Below are 18,771 nucleotides of genomic sequence, written 5' to 3'. Positions count from 1 at the left end.
CCTCACGCCAGTCGGTTGGGTCGGGCGCCGAGTTCCCGCCACGCCGAACGCAGCTGCAGGTAACCATGGTCGGTCAACCAGACCCACCCCATGGCCAGCGCGGTCACCAGCAACAGCACCAGGCCCACGACCTGGCCACCGCCCGCCGTCCCGACGATCACGTCGCGGATGGTGAAGCCGAACATGAACGTCCACAACGCACCGACGACCGGCAGCATGCCGACGACCAGGCGGGGCTTCCACGCCGCGGTGAACAGGCCGAACGCCAGCGCGAGTCGGAAGGCGGCACCTTCGGCCAGCAGCTGGGCCCGCTGCGGATCGGCGTCCGGGGCCAGGGTCGCGCCGTCGGAGCCGACGGCCGTCAGACCGCCCGTGGCCCCGAGAAGCCGCACCGACCACACGACATAGGCGACGCCGATCAGGACGAGCAGGACGCGGGAGACCGACAGCCCGATGAAGCGGACGTTGGCGCTGCGCCGCCACTCCGGCTCCACCCCGGCGAGGATCGTCTCCGACAGATCCGGAGCGGTCAGCTCCTCCCGCTGCGAGTCCTGCATCCCGGCGAGGCTGAGCGTGTGGTTGAGCGTGAGCGAGCGCTCCCAGAAGGCACGGCATTCCCCGCAGCCGGCGACGTGCGCGTCGACGACGTCGTCCGGCAGACCGGAGGGTTCCCCGTCGAGCCGGGCCGACAGCGCCGCCTGCACCTGATCGTGGTCAAGCACGGGACAACACCCCGTCCAGGCTGGCACGGCCCGCCCCGAACACCACGATCATGAGCAGGGCCGTGATCATCACCAACGGGTACTCGAAACCACCGGTGGACATGAAAAAGCCGTTGTCCAAGTGGACGAAGTAGGCGGCGGCCAGCATGAGCAGGGCCAGGGCACCGGCGACGAAGGTGGTGAGCAGCCCGACGACGAGCAATGCCCCGCCGACCAGCTCCGCGGTGGCGGTCAGGTAGGCCGAGAGCTTCGGCTGCGGTACCCCCCAGGCGCTGAACTGCCCGGTGGTCTCCGTCAGCCCACGCAGGAAGAATTTGTCCCAGCCGTGGGCGACGAAGACGATACCGAGCACGGCACGCAGAATCAGCAGCGCTGCATCCCTCACCGCCGGTTTATCCATGACGATTAGACTACATCGAAACCCCGGTTCCGCTGAGATTCGCGGGGCGTCGCGTGCCACTGACGCGCGGGCAAAAAACTCGAACCGCCACCTATCCACCCAGCTCAGCGCGATCACCGACCCCAGACGGGGCCACTCCACTCCCGGAAGGAGGACCCGACCGTGCCCACCACCGCACCCGTTCTGTCCTGGACCACCGTGCCCACCCCCATCGGCCCACTGCTGCTCGTCGGCAGCGGGAGCGGCCTGCTGCGCGTGGGCTTCGAGTGCGAGGATCTCTCCGAGGTCCTCGGCTCCCTCGAGCAGGCCACCGGCATGACAACGGTGGAGTCCCCGCAGCGGCTGGCCGACGCCGCCGGCCAGGTCACCGAATTCTTCGCCGGAACCCGCCGCGACTTCGACCTGCCCCTGGACCGGCGCCTGTCCGCCGGTTTCCGGTCCGAGGTGCAGACCGGGTTGGTCGGCATCACCTACGGCACCACCTGCACCTACAAGGAACTCGCCCAGCGACTGGACCGGCCCGGAGCCGTGCGGGCGGTCGGTACCGCGTGCGCGACCAATCCCCTGCCCATCGTGCTGCCCTGCCACCGGGTACTGCGCAGCGACGGCGGACTGGGCGGCTACCGGGGCGGCCTGACCGCCAAGCAGTGGCTGCTCGACATGGAGGAGGACAGGCGGTGAGCGGAACCGGCACGGCCACTCCCCCGGTCCAAGAGGACATGGAGAACAACGACATGACCGCAACGGAGATGGAGGCGGACAACGCGGACGACACTGGGCTGGTGGTCGGCGAGGACGGGCTGGCGCGGCCGATGTGGGCGACCGCCGACGAACTGATGCGGGAGTACTACGACACCGAGTGGGGCATGCCGGTGCGTGACGAGACCGGCCTGTTCGAGCGGCTGAGTCTGGAGGCCTTCCAGTCGGGGCTGTCCTGGGCGACCGTGCTGCGCAAACGGCCGGCCTTCCGGGAGGCGTTCGCCGGCTTCGACGCGGACGCCGTCGCCACCTTCGACGACGGCGACACCACCCGGCTGCTGGCGGACGCCCGGCTCATCCGCAACCGCCGCAAGATCGAGGCCACCATCACCAACGCCCGCGCCACCGTCCGGCTGCGGGAGAAGGGTGGGTTGGCCGGGTTCATCTGGTCCTTCCGCCCCGACCAGACCCCCACCCCGCGCACCATCGCGGAAGTTCCGTCGCGCTCGCCGGAATCGGTGGCCCTGTCGAAGGCCCTGAAGAAGGAGGGCTTCACCTTCGTCGGACCCAAGACGATGTTCGCGCTGATGGAGGCCGTCGGCATCGTGGACACCCACCTGGTGGACTCCCACCGGCGCGGTTCCTCGGGGGTGTGGCCGGGTTGACCCGTCCCCGGCCGGTCACGCCAGGTGGGGGACGAGTTTCTCCGACCCGGGCGGCAGTGTTCCGGCGGACGGGGGTGGGCGAAGGGCCGCACCCGAACCCGCGGGCCGCTCTCCTCGAACGCCACTGAAGAACCAAAAAGAGGAGAGCCTCAGGCCATCGCCGGCCTGGGCCCTCCTTTTTATCTGTGGAGCTACGGGGAATCGAACCCCGGACCTTCTCATTGCGAACGAGACGCTCTACCAACTGAGCTATAGCCCCGTGCGGCGTTCCGCCGCTGCCCCATCAGGTTACTCCTGTTGGGGCGTTCGACGAAATCGCAGCTCAATTAGCCCGCGCGGCGCAGGTCGACGTCCCCGTAGTGTCCGCGACCGTGGCCGCGGCCGCGGCCACGGTATTCGACCACCCCGTTGTCGGGGCGGTCGATGAACGGTGCGGTGGCGGTGGGCAGGTCGGTGAAGTCCGGGGACTCGTCGTCGAGCTCCAGGACCACGGCACCGGGGCGGCGCAGGCGGCCGGGAACGGTCAGGTCCCGGCTGTCGTCGCCGACCTGGCGCACACCGAGCCGGGCGCGGCGCAGCTGGCGGATCCGGCGGGAACGCAGGGCCTGCTCCTGGCGGACCTGGCTGCGCAGGGCCGCCAGGTAGGCGACGGTCAGCGCGATGGCCAGGGCCGGGGCGAACCAGAACCAGCCGCCGAGCACGAAGCCGAGCACGGCGGTGACCACGACGGCCACGCCGAGGCCGAGGAGCGTGCGCTGGCGGCGCTGGTAGCGGGACAGGGAGTGCTCGGCGTCGGCGACCGGATCCCAGCCACCGCGTCCACGACGGCGCTCGGCGAACTCGATCTCCTCCTCGCTGAGGTCGTCATCGGGTAGTTCGTCGAGACGGCGGGAGACCGCGCGACCACCGCCGAGTTCATCCTCGTCGATGGCCTCGCCGAGGCTCTCATCCGAATCCGGGTACAGCATGTCCCGTGGGGAGACGTAGGAGTCGTCGTAGTCGTAGGCGTCCTCGGCCACCAGCTCGTCGACGGCCACCTGGTCCTCCTCCGGCTCGTCGCGGTCGTCGACCTCCGCTCTCACGGTGATGGTGTCCTCCTCCAGGGCGGAAACAGCGGTGGCGGTGGCAGTCGCCGTGCGGGCCGGTTCGAGCTCGTGGACGATGTCGCCGTCGACCACCTCGTCGACGGTCTCCTCTTCTCCCCCGCGGCGGGCGAACAGTCCGCGCCGTCGGGTGCCCTCGCGGCCGTCGTCGATCAGGACGTCATCGTCGAGTTCGTCGAGCTCGGCGTGGACGTCGGTGTCCTCGAGGTCGGCGGCGACGACCTCGTAGTCGTCGTCATCGTCGCCCGGGTGCCGGACGTCGCCGGGCCGCAGCCGCGGACGTCGGCGGGCGGGGACGCCGCCGCTGCCACCCTCGTAGACGACGCGGGTGTCGTCGAACGCCTCGCCGGCCTTGCGGATCGGCTTCTGGCCACGCAGGAGCAGCGGTGCGAGCACGAAGAGCCACACCACGATGATCAGGACAATGATCAGGCTGCCGGACACGCGTTGTGCCACCTTCCATGAGGGGTCAGGGAGTCATGTCACAGACTAGCCCGAACACCCCGGTCGCGGTCCCGCCACGCCGCCCCCGCCGCCTGTGAAGATCCGGAAAGTCAGCTGCGAAGGCGCCCCTGACGCCGCAGGCGGGCCACACAGGTGTCCGGGTGGTCCTCGGCGGTCTGGGCCACGAAGACATGGTCGCGCCACTGGCCGTCGATGTGCAGATTGCGGCGCATGAGCCCCTCCTCGCGGAAACCGTTGGCCTGCAGCACCCGTCCCGAGGCGGGGTTGGAGGGAAGGTAGGTCGCGGTCACCCGGTGGAGGCCGACGCGGCGGAAGGCGTGGTCGGTTCCCAGGGCACACGCGGCGGTGGCCACGCCCCGGCCCATCGCCGCCGAGTGGACCCAGTAGCCGATCCAGCAGTCGGACACACTGCCGTGCTGGATGTTGCCGAGCGTGACCTGACCGACGAACCGGCCGCCCAGCTCGATGACGAAGGGGACGATCTGCCCGCGGCGGGCGGCGTCCCCGAGCCCCATCAGATTGGAGCGCCACGCCGCGACGGAGTGGGAGTCCTCCCAGCTGGTCGGCGCGGTGGGTTCCACCGGCCGCAGGAACTCCTCGTCGAGCAGCCGCAGCTGCCGCCAGTCGCGGCCGTCGCGACGCAGGAGCGGGCGCAGGAGCAGGCGGCCACCGTCGGGCAGCATGACGGTCGGGGTCACCTCCGGCCAGCCGGGGTGGACGGGATCGCGCGGGCCGGTGTCCGGGTGGCGCAGCTGGCGTTCGGCACGGCCGAAGGGATCGAACATGCCGGACTCAGGATCCCTGCGAGAGGAACATGACGTCGACGACGTCGCCGGGACGGATCTCGGTGACGTCCTCTGGGACGCGGATCATCGCGTTGGCCTCGGCCAGGCCCGCCAGCAGGTGCGCGGGCGCCCCGGTCGCCCCGCCCAGGCCCTCGACGAGGTAGTCGTGGGTCTGGGCGTCGCGCATGAGGCGGGCGCGGACGAAGCCACGCCGCCCACGCCGCGAATCGACGTGGTTGAGCGCCCGCGCCCGGACGACGCGCCGGTTGGCGTTGCGCTTGCCCAGCGAGAGCCGGATCAGGGGGCGGATGAACACCTCGAAGGTCACCAACGCCGAAACGGGGTTGCTCGGCAGGAGGAAGACGGGGATGCGCTCCTCGCCCAGCAACCCGAAGCCCTGGACGGAGCCCGGGTGCACGGCCACGCGCGTGGTGTCGATGTCGCCGAGTTCGGAGAGCACGCCGCGGATGGTCCGGGAGCCCGCTCCCCCGACTGCGCCGGAGATGACGATGACCTCGCTGCGGGCCATCTGGGTCTCGATGATCTCCTTCAACTTGCGGGGCTCACCGAGGGCGATGCCGACCCGGTGGACGTCCGCGTCGGCCTCCCGGCCCGCAGCGGCCAGGGAGTAGGAGTTGACGTCAAAGACCTGGCCGAGGCCCGGTTCGCGGTCGATGTCGACGAGTTCGTGGCCGACGGAGATCACCGACATGCGCGGACGGGGGTAGACGAGCACCTTGGACCGGCCGACGGCCGCGAGCAGGCCGATCTGGGCGGGGCCGAGGACGGTACCGGCGGAGACGGCGATGTCGCCGGGCTGGATGTCGTCGCCGGTGCGGCGGACGAACTCCCCGGAACGCACGACGCGCTGGGCGACGACACGCTTGCGGCCCCGGTCGGTCCACTCGAGCGGGAGCACGGCGTCGGCGAGCGTGGGCAGGGGCGCGCCGGTGTGGACGCGCACGGCCTGCTTCGGCTGGAGGCGCAGCGGCTGCTGGGAACCGGCGGCGACCTCACCGACGACCGGCAGGGAACGCTCGGTCGGGGCCGGCGCGTTCGCCTCCTCTCCCCCGCGCTCGGGCCGGCGCCCCAGTCCGCGCTCACCGCCGACGTCGACGGCGCGGACGGCATAGCCGTCGATGGCGGCCTGCGGGAATCCGGGTAACGGGCGGGTGGCCTGGACCTCCTCGGCGCACATCAGGCCGAGGGCGTCGGCGATGGCGATGCGCACCGGTTCAGGAGTGACCGCGGCATCGGTGACCAGCGCCAGCTGCTGTTCCACGGAACGCACTCACCAGCTCCTCTCGTGTGCGGACACTGCCCCCGGCGACGGGCACCGGGGGCAGTCTTTACCGGCTGACTTTACCGACGCACGCCCCGGTGAGGGGGAGCCACGGCTGGTGTCGGCCGGGGTGGGTCGGGTCAGTTGCCCCCGGCTTCGGACTCGGCCTCGGCGGCCTCGTGCTCGGCGAGGATGGCGGTGATCGCCTTCTTCAGACCCGGGCCGTACTTCGGGTGCGACAGACCGAAATCCACGCACGCCGGGATATAACCGGCCGGATTACCCAGATCATGACGCTTACCGTCGTGAACCACCACATGCACCGGGTGGCCCTCCTTGATCATCAGCTCAATCGCATCCGTCAGCTGCAGCTCCCCGCCCTTGCCCGGCTCAATCCGACCCAGCGCGTCGAAGACCGCCCGATCCAGCAGGTAACGGCCCGCGGCCACGAAATTCGACGGGGCATCCGCCGGATCCGGCTTCTCCACCATCCCGACGACCCGCTTGACCTGATCGGCCGGCAGATCAGCCCCCTCAGCAATCTCCTCGACGTCGAAGACCCCGTAGTTGTAGACCTCCTCCGGGGCGACCTCGAAGGCGCACAGCACCGAACCACCCAGCTCGGCACGCACCTTCGCCATCTTCTCCATCACCCCCATCGGCAGCACCAGATCATCCGGCAGCATGACCGCGAACGCATCCTCATCGGCATCCAGCACCGACTCCGCCAACCCCACCGCATGCCCCAGACCCAACGGCTCGGCCTGCTCCACGGCCACCGGCTCGATCAGATCCCCGGCCCGGCGGACCTTCGCGACCTGCTCGTCCTTGCCACGCTCGGCAAGGGTGTCCACCAGGTTCGGGAACTGTCCGAAATGACGCAGCAGCTCCGGCTTGTTCGGCGCGGTGATGATCGCCAGCCGCGAGGCCCCCAGCACGGAGGCCTCCTCGGCGATCAGCTCGATACCCGGGGTGTCGACCACCGGCAGCAGTTCCTTCGGCACCGTCTTGGTCGCGGGCAGAAACCTCGTCCCCATACCGGCAGCGGGCACAACAACCGTCTTCACCCCGGAGGGGGTCTCGTCACTCGACATGTTCATGGAACGTACCCTACCTGCCACCCCTGCGGTCCCTTTCCAATGACTCGGGGCCGTCCCGGCGCTGACGGGCGGGTCCACCCGATCCCCCGGCCGAGCGATTACGCTGGTGGCATGAACATCCGGGAGAGGAAACGCAGCCTGCGCGAACTCATGCTGCAGGCCCGCCAGAACATGGATCCCGAGGATATAGCGAGGGAGGATGCCGCGCTCGTCGCGCACGCGACCGCCCACCTGCGCTCGCTGACCCCCTCCCAGACGACGGTGGCCGCCTACGCCCCCATGCCCGGTGAACCGGGCGGCTCGATGCTGCTGGATGCGCTTCATGCCGAGGCCTCCGATCTGTTCCTGCCCATCTCGGGGGTGGACGGCCGGCTGGAGTGGGCGACCTACCAGGGCCGGTTGTCGATGCAGCCGGGACGGCTGGGGATCCACGAGCCGACCGGTCCCCGGTTGAGCGGCGGCACCCTGGCCGACTGCGACCTGGTGTTCGTGCCGGCGCTCGCCGTGAACCCGGAGGGTTACCGGCTGGGCAAGGGCGGCGGCTACTACGACCGGGCGCTCGCCCCGCTGGCCGCGTCCGAGGATCGGCCGCGGACCGCGGTGCTCCTCTACAACGGCGAGATCTGCGACGACGTCCCCGTCGAGCCCCACGACGTCGCCGTGGATCTGGTGATCACCCCGAACGGGATCCGCCACCTGAGCTGAGGCCCGGGAACCATCCCCGGCACCACTGCCGTCCAAGGAGGCATGGGAGACAACCGGTTCACCAGGCTGCGTCGCACGATGACCACCCCGGGCTGGCGGCGGAGTCTGCTGCTGCGCCGTACCGCCGCTCTGGTGCTGCTCGCCGCCGCGGCCGTCACAGCCCTGCGTTCGGCGGGCACGGAGGCCCCGCAGGTGGTCGTCTTCGTCCGCGACGTCGCCGCCGGACGCACCGTCAGCACCGACGACGTCGAGTTGCGTGCGGTGCCGCCCGAGTTCATCCCCGCCGGGGCGCTGACGTCCGCCGAGGAGGTCGACGGACGCGTCGTGGTGGCGGCGGCCGGTGCGGGTGAGGTGGCGACCGTCTCCCGCTTCCTCGGCGCCACGCTGACCGCGGAGCTCGTGAGCGCCTCCACAGCGCAGCGTTCCGGCGAACCGGCCAACATGGTCCCGCTCAAACTGGCGGAGCCGGAGATCCTCCCGCTGCTCCACCACGGCGACACCGTCACGATCGTCACCCACGCCGGCGAAACGGGCGAGCCGGAGGTCGTCGCCGCCGGTGGCAGGGTTGTTCTCGCTACAATGGAGGACGAGACCTCAGGTTCCGGGGCGCCGGGAACGGTGCTGGTGGCCCTGCCGGAATCCGACGCCCGCGCGGTCGCCGCCGCCGCACTGAGCACCCCGTTGGCGGTCGTACTGACCGGGGAGCGGGCCACCGGCGGCGTGGACACCACACCGACGGTGGGATGAGGGCCTAGAGTGCAACTGTCAGCGTCCCCATGTCCCAATGTCCATTCCGGCGCAGGCGCCGGATGTCCAGGAGAACACCACCATGCTGCAGGGCTTCAAAGACTTCATCATGCGCGGCAACGTCATCGACCTCGCCGTCGCCGTGGTCATCGGCAGTGCCTTCACCGCCATCGTCACCGCCTTCTCCGATCACCTCATCAACCCGTTGATCGCGGTTCTCGGCAGCCCGGAGGTCGAGGGGCTCGGCTTCGAGCTGCGCCCCGGCAACTCGGCCACCATGATCGACTTCGGTGCGATCATCACCGCCATCCTCAACTTCCTGATCGTCGCCGCCATCATCTACTTCGTCATCGTCATGCCGATGAACAAGCTCAACGAGCTGCGCACCCGCCGCCTGGGCGTCGAGGAGCAGACCGAGGAGGTCGCCCCGGAGGTCGCCCTTCTCGAGGAGATCCGTGACGTCCTGAAGAACCAGGGCACCGAGAGCTCCGGCGCCGCGAACCCGGGCACCCCGCGGCAGTAATAACCGTCCGGGAAACCACGGAAACCACGACACCCCCGAGGAGAACCTCGGGGGTGTCGTCACCGTCCGGCAGCGGCCGGCGATCAGCTGTAGTGCGGGGGCCGTTCCTCGTTCCAGAAATCGTCGTTCTCGGTCGGCGGGGGCGTGTCCCCGTCGTCGAGAATCACCTCGCGCTCATTGTCCCAGCTTGTGGGGGTCCCGAAGCTGTCGTCGGGCTGGTCCACGCTCCGGTCGATGTCCTCGGCGTCCGAGGGCCGCACGATCCGCCGCCGTTCACGGCGCGGGGTGGTCTGCAGGCTGTCGTTCTCGATCACGGTCCCTCATCCCCTCATTCGTCGACGCTGTACTGCTGGAGCTGGTCGATCACGTGGTGGACCAGTGGCATCAGCGTGGCCATGCCGTCGCGCACGGCCGCCCGCGAGGCCGCCAGGTTGACGACGACCGTCGAGCCGGAGACGCCGGCGATACCGCGGGAGGTGCAGGCGTCCACCGCACCACAGGCCTGGCCGGAGGCGCGCAGAGCCTGCGCGATGCCGGGCAGCAGCTGGTCGAGGACGGAACGGGTGCCCTCGGGGGTCTTGTCGCGCGGGCCGACGCCCGTGCCGCCGACGGTGAGGACAAGGTCCACTCCACCGATGACGGCCGTCTCGATGGCCTGGCGGATCTGCGACTTCTTGGAGCGCACCGCCACCACCGCGTCCACGTCGAAATCGCCCTCAATGAGCAGCTCGGTGAGCAGCCGGTCGGTGTCCTCACCGGAACCGAGGGCGTGATCGGAGACCAGAACCACCAGTGCCCGGCGGCGGGCCGGCAGGCTGTCCTCCTTCTCTGACGCCAGGAGGAAGTCCTCGTCCGGTTCTCCGACGTCGAGGAGGGCGGTCTCGGGGGCCTCCTCCGGGAGGGTGTTCAGTTCATTCTCCATCAGTGGTCCTCACATGGTGTGGTCGCCATGGACGCGGGCGCGTCCTTGGCGGTTAATTTACTCGGTGGTCAGCGTAACCTCTACCTGTCGCGTCTGACCGCTGTCCGGCTGGGTCACCGTCAGCGTCACCGTCTCCCCGAAATCATGGGAGCGGGTGGCCGCGATCAGGGCGTCGGAACTGTCGATGTTGCGGTCGTTCAGCCGCGTGACGACGTCCCCGGGTGCCAGGCCGGCCTGGTCCCCCGGTCCGCCCTCCTCGACGCCGGCGATGAGCGCACCGTCGACGTCGCCACGACGGGCGACCGTGACGCCCAGCATCGGCTGGGACGCCTCGCCGGTGGTGATCAGCTGATCCGCCACCCGCTTGGCGAAGTTCGAGGGGATGGCGAAGCCGAGTCCGATTGAACCGGCCTGATCCCCGGAACTCAGCGAGGCGATCACGGAGTTCATGCCGATCAGGTTGCCGTTCATGTCCACCAGCGGGCCGCCGGAGTTGCCGGGGTTGATCGCGGCGTCGGTTTGGATGGCGTCGATGAGCGACGACTCGCCGCCGCCGTCGGAGGCGCGCACTGGCCGGTTCATCGCGGAGACGATGCCGGTGGTCACGGTGGAGCTCAGCCCCAGCGGGGAGCCGACGGCCACGACCTGCTGGCCGACGCGCAGCTCTGAGGAGTCGCCGAACTGGATGGTCGGCAGATCGGAGACATCCTGGATCCTGATCACCGCGATGTCCGTCGCGGGGTCGGAGGCGACGAACTCGGCCGGATGGGTGGTGCCGTCGTTCATGGTCACCTGGATGACGCCGCCCTGCTCGGCGCCGGCGATGACGTGGTGGTTGGTGAGCACGTAGCCGTCGGAGGAGATGATCGAGCCGGAGCCCTCACCCGCCGCGGTGCGGGTGGCCACCTGGATCGAGACGACCGTCGGCAGGACCTGGTCCGCGACCTCGACGACGCTCCCGCCCTCGGGGACGGGTGCCGGCTCGGCGTTCGGCTCCCGCAGGGAGTTGACCACCGCATTGGAGCCACCGGTGTTCGCGGCGACGAGCCCGACGACGCTGCCGGTGACGACCGCGGCGACGAGCATGAGCGCCAGCGCGGTCCCCAGGCCGACGGAGCGCTTCCCCGAGCGGGCGGCGCGTCCCTCCGCCGGCTCCGGCTCCGCGTCGGGCACGGGGCCCCAGTAGCCCTGCTGTGTTCCCGGCGCCTGCCGGGGCTGGGTCTGTGGCCAGGACTGGTACGGCGAACGCACCGATTCGAACTGGCCCGGGGAGGACTGCCGGGTCCCGGGGGAATCCGGTTCCGGCGTCGGGCGGGCACCTCCCCCCTCCCCTTCATCGGGCCGCGGCTCGCCTGCATTCCTGTCGTTCATACCCTCCATTGTCCCTCCCGGTACTGGGCCTCCACTGAACCACTTCTGCCAGAGCACTTGGAATCGCTGTACGTTTCCTGAACAACAGCCTACCGCCGAAAACGCCCTTAACCGTGGTCGCGCTTGCGCCACCGCTCCATGAACATCCGGCTCCGCGCCGCGCTCGACGGCGCGACCGAGACCACGTCGCCCGCGGCCAGCTCCCGGTCTCCCTGGACCAGGGTGCCGGGCAGGCGGACGCGCATGTCGGTGCCCCCGTCGGCGGATGAGCGGATACTGATGCTGCCGCCGTGGCGCTCGATGACCTGCTTGACGATCGCCAGCCCCAGCCCGGATCCGGGCGTCGACCGCGCCTCCGGCGCACGGTAGAACCGCTCGAAGACGCGTTCGTGGTTCTCCGCCGGGATTCCCGGTCCGGAATCGGCGACGGAGAGTTCCGCCGTCTCATCATCGACCTGCCACAGGCGGATGCGCACGGTCCCGCCCTTGGGCGACCACTTCGCCGCATTGTCCATGAGGTTGACCACCGCCCGGTTCAACGCATCCTCGTCCCCGTGGAGCAGCCACGGAATGGTGTGGACCGAGAATTCCACGTCGGGGCGGCGGCGACGCACCCGGCTCAGGGACGTTTCGATGACGTCCTCGAGTTCCACGTCCTCCATGACCTTCTCCGCGGAATCCTCCCGCGCGAGATCCACGAGGTCCCCGATGAGCGTCGACATCTCCTCCATCTGGGCGATCACGTCCTGCTTGAGCTCCAGCCGATCCTGCTCCGAAAGGCCGTGGGGGCCGTTGTTCTTGCGGGCCAGGAACAGCAGCTCGAGGTTGGTGCGCATGGAGGTCAACGGCGTCTTGAGTTCATGGCCCGCGTCCGCGACCAGCCGGGTCTGCCGTGCCCGGGATTCCTCGAGCGCCTTGAGCATGGCGTTGAACGAGTGTGCCAGCTGCGCCACCTCGTCATTACCCATCACCGGGATGGGACGCAGGTCATCGGTCCAGGTGACGTAATCGACAGCGCGCTGCAGACGCGAGAGCGGCCGGAGTCCCGCCGCGGCGACGAGGGTGCCGGCCGTGACGGCGAGTACGACGCCCAGCAGGGCGATCACCAGCATCACGACGCCGAGGGAGGTGATGAGCTCCTGGGTGCCGTCAATGTCCCGGGCGAGAACGACGCTGCCACCGAAGTTGTCGCTCTTGCTCAGGATACGCTCACCGTCGACCGTGGTCACGGAGGTGGCCGTCCCGTCGGCACCGGGGACGGGCTCACCGGCGGCGGGGATGGAGTCGCCGACCGAGAAGGTCCAGCCCGGCGGTGACACAGAGATGCGGGTGCCGGGGTTGTAGGCCTTGAACTGCTCGATCTCGCTGTCCATGTCCGCGAGGAACATCGGATCCATCGAGCGCTCGAGCAGTGCGGTCGCCGTCTCGTCGAGCTCGCGGTCCACGGCCGCGCTCACGGACGTCGAGATGGTCCAGTAGGCGATCAGGGACATCGCCCCGACCGCGAGGGCCACCATGCCGGCCGTCAGCAGGGACAACCGCCACCGCAGCGGGGTACGGTACTCCAGCTCGTCCAGAGTGGTGACGGACGGTGGGGCGGAACCGGACTCCCGCGCCGGTTCGACGATCTCCTCCCCCGCCCCGGGCGCTTTGTCCGCGTCCGACCGCGGGCCATGCGCGACGGGCACCGGCTTCCGCAGAATCACGGAGCGGTCTCCCGGAGGACGTAACCGACGCCGCGGACAGTGTGGATGAGACGGGCCTCCCCCTCGGCCTCGGTCTTACGGCGCAGGTAGCCGATGTAGACCTCGAGCGCATTACCCGAGGTCGGGAAATCATAGCCCCAGACCTCCTCGAGGATGGTGGTGCGGGAGAGCACCCGCCGCGGGTTGGCCATCAGCAGCTTCAGCAGAGAGAACTCGGTGCGGGTGAGACTGATCGGACGTTCACCGCGGCGGACGTCACGGGTGTCGGGGTTCAGGCGCAGATCCTCGAAGACGAGCTCATCGCTGTCCCCCTCCCCACCGATCGCGTCGGCGGCGGCGCGGCGCAGCAGGGCGCGGACGCGGGCGAGCAGTTCCTCGAGGGCGAAGGGCTTGGGCAGGTAGTCGTCGGCGCCGGCGTCCAGACCCGCGACGCGGTCGGAGACGCCGTCGCGGGCGGTGAGCATGAGAATCGGACGATCATAGCCCGTGCTGCGGAGATTGCGACAGACCTCGAGGCCGTCCATCCGGGGCATCATCACGTCCAGGACGGTCAGATCGGGCTGCACCCTGCTGATCACTCCCAACGCCTCAACGCCGTCCTCGGCCAGCGAGACGTCGTATCCGTTGAAGCTGAGTGATCTCCGCAGGGATTCGCGAACCGCCTTCTCATCGTCCACCACAAGAATTTTCATACGCCTATTATGACGTACTTCCCGGAGCATGAAGGGCAGACCCACGATCTTAGACCCAAGATCACAAAAACCGGCCGCCCTCCGATTGAATCGGAGGGCGGCCGGTGTGTTCAGTCAGCGCGGAACGCCTAGAACTGCTCGACCTCGACGAGGCCCAGCTGCGCGGCCTTCACGAGGCGGCGCGGGATGCGGACGGTCTGGCCGTCGATCTTGACTTCCTGGAGGGCGACATTGTCGGCCTTCCACTGCGAACGGCGGGTACGCGTGTTCGCGCGGGACTTCTTGAACTTCGGAACTGCCATGGTTGTTTCCCTCCTTAAGCCTTCTTCTTGCGGCGGGCCATGCCACCGAAACGACGCTGGAACTTCTCGACACGGCCAGCGGTGTCCATGACACGCTGGGCACCGGTCCAGAACGGGTGGGACTCGCTGGTGACGTCAACGACGATCAGCGGGTACTCGTTACCGTCTTCCCAGGACACGGTGCGGTCGCTGGTGACGGTGGAGCGGGTCAGGAACTGGAAGCCCGTGCCCGCATCCTGGAAGACCACCGGGTGGTAGCCAGGGTGGATGTCCTTCTTCATTAAGTCTCGATTCCCTCAGGATTGCACTTCAGGTCGGTTCCGCACCCGTTCAGAGGGGGAGCACCGGCCGGAGCCGGCCCCCTTTGGCGCGGATCGTGCCTGAGTTGGGTTCGCGATGATGACTGCACCACCCGTGAAGGTGGTGACAACCCGGACCATTCTACAGGCGCCAGGGCAGATTCCGAAATCCCCCTCCACGCCCACGAGGCGCGACACCCGTGAGGCGCGACGCCACGCCACCCCCACACAAAGGCCCCTCGCCCTTCATCCATCGATCCACGGCAACTCCGCGGCGCCCCGGTCGGCGCTTTCGACCCCTTCGGGGTAGCATCGCATCCAGCACCACCGGGATCCGGGCCCGAACACCTCCCACCCCCGTGCACGCCAGGGCCCGTCAGGACCTCCGGGAGGCGGGATTCCCCCGGAACAAAGGGCTGCCCAGGCGATTAGGTGATCGGCCCCCGAAACGGTAGGGTTGTACCTTGCTGTTGTCGAAGTAATCGTCTACGCCCCGTCAGCTGGCTTACGGCAGCGCCCCGAGTCGTCGCCCATTCCCAGGGCCGACCTGACTTCGGTGCGGCGCCGCCTGTGGTTGCGACGTGGGCGGCTAGGAGAAAGAAAGTCCATGTCGGCTATTTGCCAGGTCACGGGACGCAAGCCGCAGTTCGGCAAGTCCGTCTCGCACTCGCACCGCCGCACCTCGCGCCGTTGGAACCCCAACGTGCAGCGTCGTCGGTTCTACCTGCCCTCCGAGGGCCGGTCCGTTGTTCTGAACGTGTCCACCAAGGGTCTCAAGATCATTGACCGCGACGGCATCGAGTCCGTTGTCGCCAAGATCCGTGCACGTGGGGAGAAGATCTAAAGATGCCTCGTAATGACATTCGCCCGATCATCAAGCTGAAGTCCACGGCTGGCACCGGTTACACCTACGTCACCCGTAAGAACAAGCGCAACAACCCGGATCGCATCACTCTCAAGAAGTTCGACCCGGTCGCCCGCAAGCACGTCGAGTTCCGCGAGGAGCGATAATTCATGGCCAAGAAGTCAAAGATCGCCAAGAACGAGCAGCGCAAGGAAATCGTCGCCCGCTACGCGGAGCGCCGTGCCGAGCTCAAGAACATCATCAAGAACCCGAACACCTCCGACGAGGACCGTCTGGACGCGCAGTTCGAGCTGAACCGTCAGCCGCGCGACGCCGCCAAGGTCCGCGTCCGCAACCGCGACTCCCACGACGGTCGCCCGCGCGGTTACCTCCGCAAGTTCGGCCTGTCCCGTGTCCGTATGCGCGAGATGGCTCACCGCGGTGAGCTCCCGGGCGTCCGTAAGTCCAGCTGGTAAGGGAGGAACGCAATGAAGCGCACCAATCACAAGAAGGCGCGTGCCGAGCAGTCGCGCCGCCCCAAGAAGAACCCCCTCAAGGCCGAGGGTATCGAGAAGGTGGACTACAAGGACGTCAAGACCCTTCGTCTGTTCATCTCCGACCGCCACAAGATCCGTTCCCGCCGCGTCACCGGCCTGACCCCGCAGCAGCAGCGTCAGGTCTCCACCGCCGTGAAGAACGCACGCGAAATGGCTCTCCTGCCGTTCACCACCCGCTAAGTCGGCTCTGGGACGCAACAGCGCACTTTTGCCGCTGGCCTGTGTGACACGGTAAAAGGATCCTTCAACCCGCTTCTCCCCCACTTTCGGGGAGAGGCGGGTTGTTGTTTTCCCGGCCTGCCCCCGCTGCTATTTTCTTAGTGTCCGTTCCCTCTCCTATCCGCGCATCCCGCCAGGAGGCTCCCGTGCTCCACCAGTCACTGCTCGATCTCGCCGCCCAGGCCCCACTCAGCGGGACCGGAGCCACCGCCCGCGGCGTCCTGGCGGAATCGCACGAACTCCTGCGCAACGCACTGGACCACCGCGAGCCGGAGACGGAACTGGTCACCTGGTACTCCACGCTCGTCGCCGACACGCTGAGTTGCCCCGCCGCCGTCGAGCTCTCCGGTGGTGCGCGCGTCGTCCCGTCGGGCGCGGTCGGTCGTGGCGACGCCCTGCCGACCAGCCCGGTCACCTGGCTGACGGTCACCACCGGCGCCCCTTCCGGGAATCCGGCGGAGGAACTCGCTGAGCTGGTCGCCGGGGCCGGCCTGCCCGTCGGCACCACCGCTCCGGCACTGGCCCCCGCCCCCGCCGAGGTATGGCGCGCGCGTGCCGACGCCGCGGTGGCCGACGGCGACGCCGACCTCATCGCCGAGCTCGCCGACGCCGGCCTCCTCACCGCCCCCGGACCGGTGCCGGCCCTGCTCGAGCAGGCCGTGGGGCAACGTCCCGCGTCCCTGCGCAGCCACGACGGATTACCGGACCGGTCGATGCCCGTCGACGTGCTGTCCGATATCCTCGTCCCGGTCTCGGCCGTCGCCCGTTGGGCCGGCCTCGCCGCCGGGACCGCCGACCGGTCGACTCCCGGGCGAATCGCCGCCGGGCAGGAGGGCGGGCTTCTGTCCGCCGGGGAGGGCGACGCCCTGCAGCAGGCCTGGGGGACCGGCCTGGCCCTGCAGTTCCGCCGCTGGGTGGATCGGGTGGACGGGCACCCTGCCATCCTGGGGGATCTGACGGCGCTGGATCGCACGGCCTACGGTGCCGCCGCCCGGATGGTCGCAGGCGTGCTCCGTTCCCTGGCAGCCCGTCACGACATCCCTCTGGCAGGGCTCTGACGTGCGGTTCCATTTTCCTCCGGGGCGGGGGATATACTCGACTATTCTGCTAACTTCAGGTCAACAGAAAGGAGTGAGGGAACCATGGCTGGAGCAGTAGGTCGTCCCCGCAAGAACAGTCCACGGCGCCGGGGCAGCACCGCGCGTGAGGAAATCCTCGACGCCTCGGCAGAGCTGTTCACCACGCAGGGCTTCGCGACGACGTCGACCCACCAGATCGCCGACGCCGTCGGTATCCGCCAGGCCTCGCTCTACTACCACTTCCCGTCGAAGACCGAGATCTTCCTGACGCTGTTGAAGTCCACCATCGCCCCCTCGACCACCCTGGCCGGCGATCTGGAGGCCCTGGATGCCTCGGCGTCGATGCGCCTGTGGGCGCTGGTGGCCGCCGAGACCCGGCTGCTCCTGTCGACCAGGTGGAACATCGGACGGCTCTACCAGCTGCCCGTGGCCGGCTCCGAGGAGTTCGCCGAGTACCACGCCCAGCGCACCGAGCTGCGGGAGATCTTCCGTTCGCTGGCCGCCGAGATCGTCGGCGAGGATGACCCGCGCATCGATCTGCCGTTCCACATCGCGATGTCCGTCATAGAGATGCGCCACAACGATGGCGTGGTCCCCGCCCCACTCTCCGACGAGGAGCTGCCGGCCACCACGATCATGCTCGCCGACGCCGCCCTCGACGTGCTCCACGTCGAGCTGCCCGGCAACCGCGTGGCCCGTACCCTCGAGCTGATCAAGAAGGTCAGCTGACCACTCCCCCGCCCGTCTCCCCCGCCCGCTCGAGGATGCGGCGGGCCTGGGTGATCAGCGGGGCGTCGACCATCATGCCGTCGACCTGGAAGGCGCCGTCGACGCTCTCCGCCCCGGCGACCACTTTCCGCGCCCACTCCAGCTGCCGCTCCTCCGGCCGGTAGGCCCGCCGCACCGCCTCGACCTGGGCCGGATGGATGCAGGCCGTGGCGGCGAAACCGGAGCGCGCGGCGTCGAGCGCCTCGGCGAACTGCCCCTCGACGTCCCGGAAGTCCGCGTGGATGGCGTCGACGGCGAATTTCCCCGCGGCTGCCGCGTGGAGCAGGACCTGTGCGCGGGCGTGGCGGATGACGTCGCGGTAGACGCCCGGGGTGGCCTCGTCCTCCTGGAAGCGCGAGTGCGTCCCGCCCAGCAACGTGATCAGGTCCTCTGCGCCCCAGAACAGTCCGACCACGTCATCGTGGCCGATGAGCGTGGTGATGTTGGCCACCGCCTGCGGGGTCTCGATCATCGCGATCACCTGCAGACCCGCCAGCTCCGCCGGAATGCTCCCGGTGAGCTTCGGGACCATCACCGGTCCGATCCCCAGCTCGCGCGCCAGGGCGACGTCCTCAGTGAAACCGGGGTAGTCGGGCCCGCTGGTGCGCAGGATGGTCCGCCCGGGCTGCAGTTCCGCCGAGCGAACGGCGTCGTGCATTGCCCGGCGGTCACCGTCACCGGCCCCGTCCTCGAGATCGATGATGACCATGTCCGCCCGCTGGTAGGCCTTCGGGATGAGCTCGGCGCGGTGGGCGGGGGCGAACATGACGGCGGGGCCGGTGATGTGGGATTCCATGCCTGCCATTATGCCGTCGG

Annotated in this window: 25 protein-coding genes and 1 tRNA gene; 11 read left to right on the top strand and 15 right to left on the bottom strand. The window is 69.1% G+C overall.

Translation table 11 applies throughout. The features are described 5' to 3' along the window. Window positions 1–2 precede the first annotated feature (2 nt). Entirely contained in the window at window positions 3–722 is a 720-nt protein-coding gene (locus tag A605_RS04480) for a zf-HC2 domain-containing protein (RefSeq protein ID WP_015400314.1), read from the bottom strand. Beyond that, on the bottom strand, window positions 715–1,122 hold the full coding sequence (locus tag A605_RS04475; protein ID WP_015400313.1) for a DoxX family protein: 408 nt from the start codon (window positions 1,120–1,122) through the stop codon (window positions 715–717). Before A605_RS04475 ends, A605_RS04480 begins: the two co-directional genes overlap by 8 nt. Window positions 1,123–1,284: 162 nt before the next feature. Between A605_RS04475 and A605_RS04470 the strand changes: the two genes are divergently transcribed. Beyond that, window positions 1,285–1,803 (top strand): methylated-DNA--[protein]-cysteine S-methyltransferase, encoded by a 519-nt coding sequence (locus A605_RS04470; protein ID WP_015400312.1) that lies wholly within the window; start codon window positions 1,285–1,287, stop codon window positions 1,801–1,803. Between the two features lie 53 nt (window positions 1,804–1,856). Continuing rightward, a complete protein-coding gene (locus tag A605_RS04465) occupies window positions 1,857–2,486 on the top strand; it encodes a DNA-3-methyladenine glycosylase I (RefSeq protein ID WP_027004487.1) in 630 nt (209 codons plus the stop codon). Window positions 2,487–2,672: 186 nt separating this feature from the next. Here A605_RS04465 and A605_RS04460 read toward each other — a convergent pair. From A605_RS04460 to A605_RS04440, 5 genes are all read right to left on the bottom strand, one after another. Continuing rightward, window positions 2,673–2,745, bottom strand: a tRNA-Ala gene (locus A605_RS04460). A 67-nt stretch (window positions 2,746–2,812) separates the two neighbouring features. Further along, complete coding sequence (gene sepX / locus A605_RS04455; RefSeq protein WP_015400310.1) at window positions 2,813–4,033, bottom strand: divisome protein SepX/GlpR; 1,221 nt, start codon at window positions 4,031–4,033, stop codon at window positions 2,813–2,815. Between the two features lie 110 nt (window positions 4,034–4,143). Next, window positions 4,144–4,839, bottom strand: a complete 696-nt coding sequence (locus A605_RS04450) for a GNAT family N-acetyltransferase (protein WP_015400309.1) — start codon at window positions 4,837–4,839, stop codon at window positions 4,144–4,146. A 7-nt stretch (window positions 4,840–4,846) separates the two neighbouring features. Then, window positions 4,847–6,130: a molybdotransferase-like divisome protein Glp gene (gene glp / locus A605_RS04445; RefSeq protein ID WP_015400308.1), complete on the bottom strand. Its 1,284-nt coding sequence runs from the start codon at window positions 6,128–6,130 to the stop codon at window positions 4,847–4,849. Window positions 6,131–6,261: 131 nt separating this feature from the next. After that, window positions 6,262–7,221 carry a UTP--glucose-1-phosphate uridylyltransferase gene (locus tag A605_RS04440; protein ID WP_015400307.1) on the bottom strand — a complete coding sequence of 320 codons (960 nt, stop codon included), beginning with the start codon at window positions 7,219–7,221 and terminating at the stop codon, window positions 6,262–6,264. 111 nt (window positions 7,222–7,332) lie between these two features. Between A605_RS04440 and A605_RS04435 the strand changes: the two genes are divergently transcribed. From A605_RS04435 to mscL, 3 genes are all read left to right on the top strand, one after another. Next, window positions 7,333–7,926: a 5-formyltetrahydrofolate cyclo-ligase gene (locus A605_RS04435; RefSeq protein WP_081602083.1), complete on the top strand. Its 594-nt coding sequence runs from the start codon at window positions 7,333–7,335 to the stop codon at window positions 7,924–7,926. Between the two features lie 42 nt (window positions 7,927–7,968). Continuing rightward, window positions 7,969–8,673, top strand: a complete 705-nt coding sequence (locus A605_RS04430; RefSeq protein WP_015400305.1) for an SAF domain-containing protein — start codon at window positions 7,969–7,971, stop codon at window positions 8,671–8,673. 82 nt (window positions 8,674–8,755) lie between these two features. After that, the gene (gene mscL / locus A605_RS04425) at window positions 8,756–9,196 is read left to right on the top strand and encodes a large conductance mechanosensitive channel protein MscL (RefSeq protein ID WP_027004489.1); all 441 of its coding nucleotides are present in this window, start codon (window positions 8,756–8,758) and stop codon (window positions 9,194–9,196) included. A gap of 83 nt (window positions 9,197–9,279) precedes the next feature. On the opposite strand, the gene A605_RS04420 is transcribed toward mscL, so the two are convergent. The 7 genes from A605_RS04420 to A605_RS04390 form a co-directional block, all read right to left on the bottom strand. Beyond that, window positions 9,280–9,510: a hypothetical protein gene (locus A605_RS04420; protein WP_015400303.1), complete on the bottom strand. Its 231-nt coding sequence runs from the start codon at window positions 9,508–9,510 to the stop codon at window positions 9,280–9,282. Window positions 9,511–9,524: 14 nt separating this feature from the next. Then, the gene (locus A605_RS04415) at window positions 9,525–10,118 is read right to left on the bottom strand and encodes a MogA/MoaB family molybdenum cofactor biosynthesis protein (protein WP_015400302.1); all 594 of its coding nucleotides are present in this window, start codon (window positions 10,116–10,118) and stop codon (window positions 9,525–9,527) included. A 57-nt stretch (window positions 10,119–10,175) separates the two neighbouring features. Further along, window positions 10,176–11,489 carry a trypsin-like peptidase domain-containing protein gene (locus A605_RS04410; protein WP_081602163.1) on the bottom strand — a complete coding sequence of 438 codons (1,314 nt, stop codon included), beginning with the start codon at window positions 11,487–11,489 and terminating at the stop codon, window positions 10,176–10,178. A 107-nt stretch (window positions 11,490–11,596) separates the two neighbouring features. After that, a complete protein-coding gene (locus A605_RS04405; protein ID WP_015400300.1) occupies window positions 11,597–13,195 on the bottom strand; it encodes a HAMP domain-containing sensor histidine kinase in 1,599 nt (532 codons plus the stop codon). Then, entirely contained in the window at window positions 13,192–13,887 is a 696-nt protein-coding gene (locus A605_RS04400; protein ID WP_015400299.1) for a response regulator transcription factor, read from the bottom strand. The genes A605_RS04405 and A605_RS04400 overlap by 4 nt, the downstream gene beginning before the upstream one ends. Window positions 13,888–14,015: 128 nt before the next feature. Further along, window positions 14,016–14,189 (bottom strand): 50S ribosomal protein L32, encoded by a 174-nt coding sequence (gene rpmF / locus A605_RS04395; protein ID WP_015400298.1) that lies wholly within the window; start codon window positions 14,187–14,189, stop codon window positions 14,016–14,018. 14 nt (window positions 14,190–14,203) lie between these two features. Then, a complete protein-coding gene (locus A605_RS04390) occupies window positions 14,204–14,470 on the bottom strand; it encodes a type B 50S ribosomal protein L31 (protein ID WP_015400297.1) in 267 nt (88 codons plus the stop codon). Between the two features lie 625 nt (window positions 14,471–15,095). Between A605_RS04390 and rpmB the strand changes: the two genes are divergently transcribed. The 6 genes from rpmB to A605_RS04360 all read left to right on the top strand — a co-directional run bounded on the left by rpmB (window position 15,096) and on the right by A605_RS04360 (window position 17,916). Next, window positions 15,096–15,332, top strand: a complete 237-nt coding sequence (gene rpmB, locus A605_RS04385) for a 50S ribosomal protein L28 (protein WP_015400296.1) — start codon at window positions 15,096–15,098, stop codon at window positions 15,330–15,332. A gap of 2 nt (window positions 15,333–15,334) precedes the next feature. Then, window positions 15,335–15,499 (top strand): 50S ribosomal protein L33, encoded by a 165-nt coding sequence (gene rpmG, locus A605_RS04380; RefSeq protein WP_015400295.1) that lies wholly within the window; start codon window positions 15,335–15,337, stop codon window positions 15,497–15,499. A gap of 3 nt (window positions 15,500–15,502) precedes the next feature. After that, entirely contained in the window at window positions 15,503–15,808 is a 306-nt protein-coding gene (gene rpsN, locus A605_RS04375; RefSeq protein WP_015400294.1) for a 30S ribosomal protein S14, read from the top strand. Window positions 15,809–15,820: 12 nt separating this feature from the next. Further along, complete coding sequence (gene rpsR / locus A605_RS04370) at window positions 15,821–16,069, top strand: 30S ribosomal protein S18 (protein ID WP_015400293.1); 249 nt, start codon at window positions 15,821–15,823, stop codon at window positions 16,067–16,069. Window positions 16,070–16,254: 185 nt separating this feature from the next. Next, window positions 16,255–17,166 carry a putative nucleotidyltransferase substrate binding domain-containing protein gene (locus A605_RS04365; protein ID WP_015400292.1) on the top strand — a complete coding sequence of 304 codons (912 nt, stop codon included), beginning with the start codon at window positions 16,255–16,257 and terminating at the stop codon, window positions 17,164–17,166. 84 nt (window positions 17,167–17,250) lie between these two features. After that, complete coding sequence (locus tag A605_RS04360; protein ID WP_015400291.1) at window positions 17,251–17,916, top strand: TetR/AcrR family transcriptional regulator; 666 nt, start codon at window positions 17,251–17,253, stop codon at window positions 17,914–17,916. Here the strand turns inward: A605_RS04360 and A605_RS04355 are convergent. Further along, entirely contained in the window at window positions 17,909–18,751 is an 843-nt protein-coding gene (locus A605_RS04355) for an HpcH/HpaI aldolase/citrate lyase family protein (protein WP_015400290.1), read from the bottom strand. The two genes, A605_RS04360 and A605_RS04355, sit on opposite strands and share 8 nt — an antisense overlap. Between the last annotated feature and the right edge of the window lie 20 nt (window positions 18,752–18,771).

This window comes from Corynebacterium halotolerans YIM 70093 = DSM 44683, assembly GCF_000341345.1.
GTDB lineage: Bacteria > Actinomycetota > Actinomycetes > Mycobacteriales > Mycobacteriaceae > Corynebacterium > Corynebacterium halotolerans.
The sequence above is the reverse complement of the archived record's forward strand: the minus strand, read 5'-3'. Positions and strand labels throughout refer to the sequence as shown.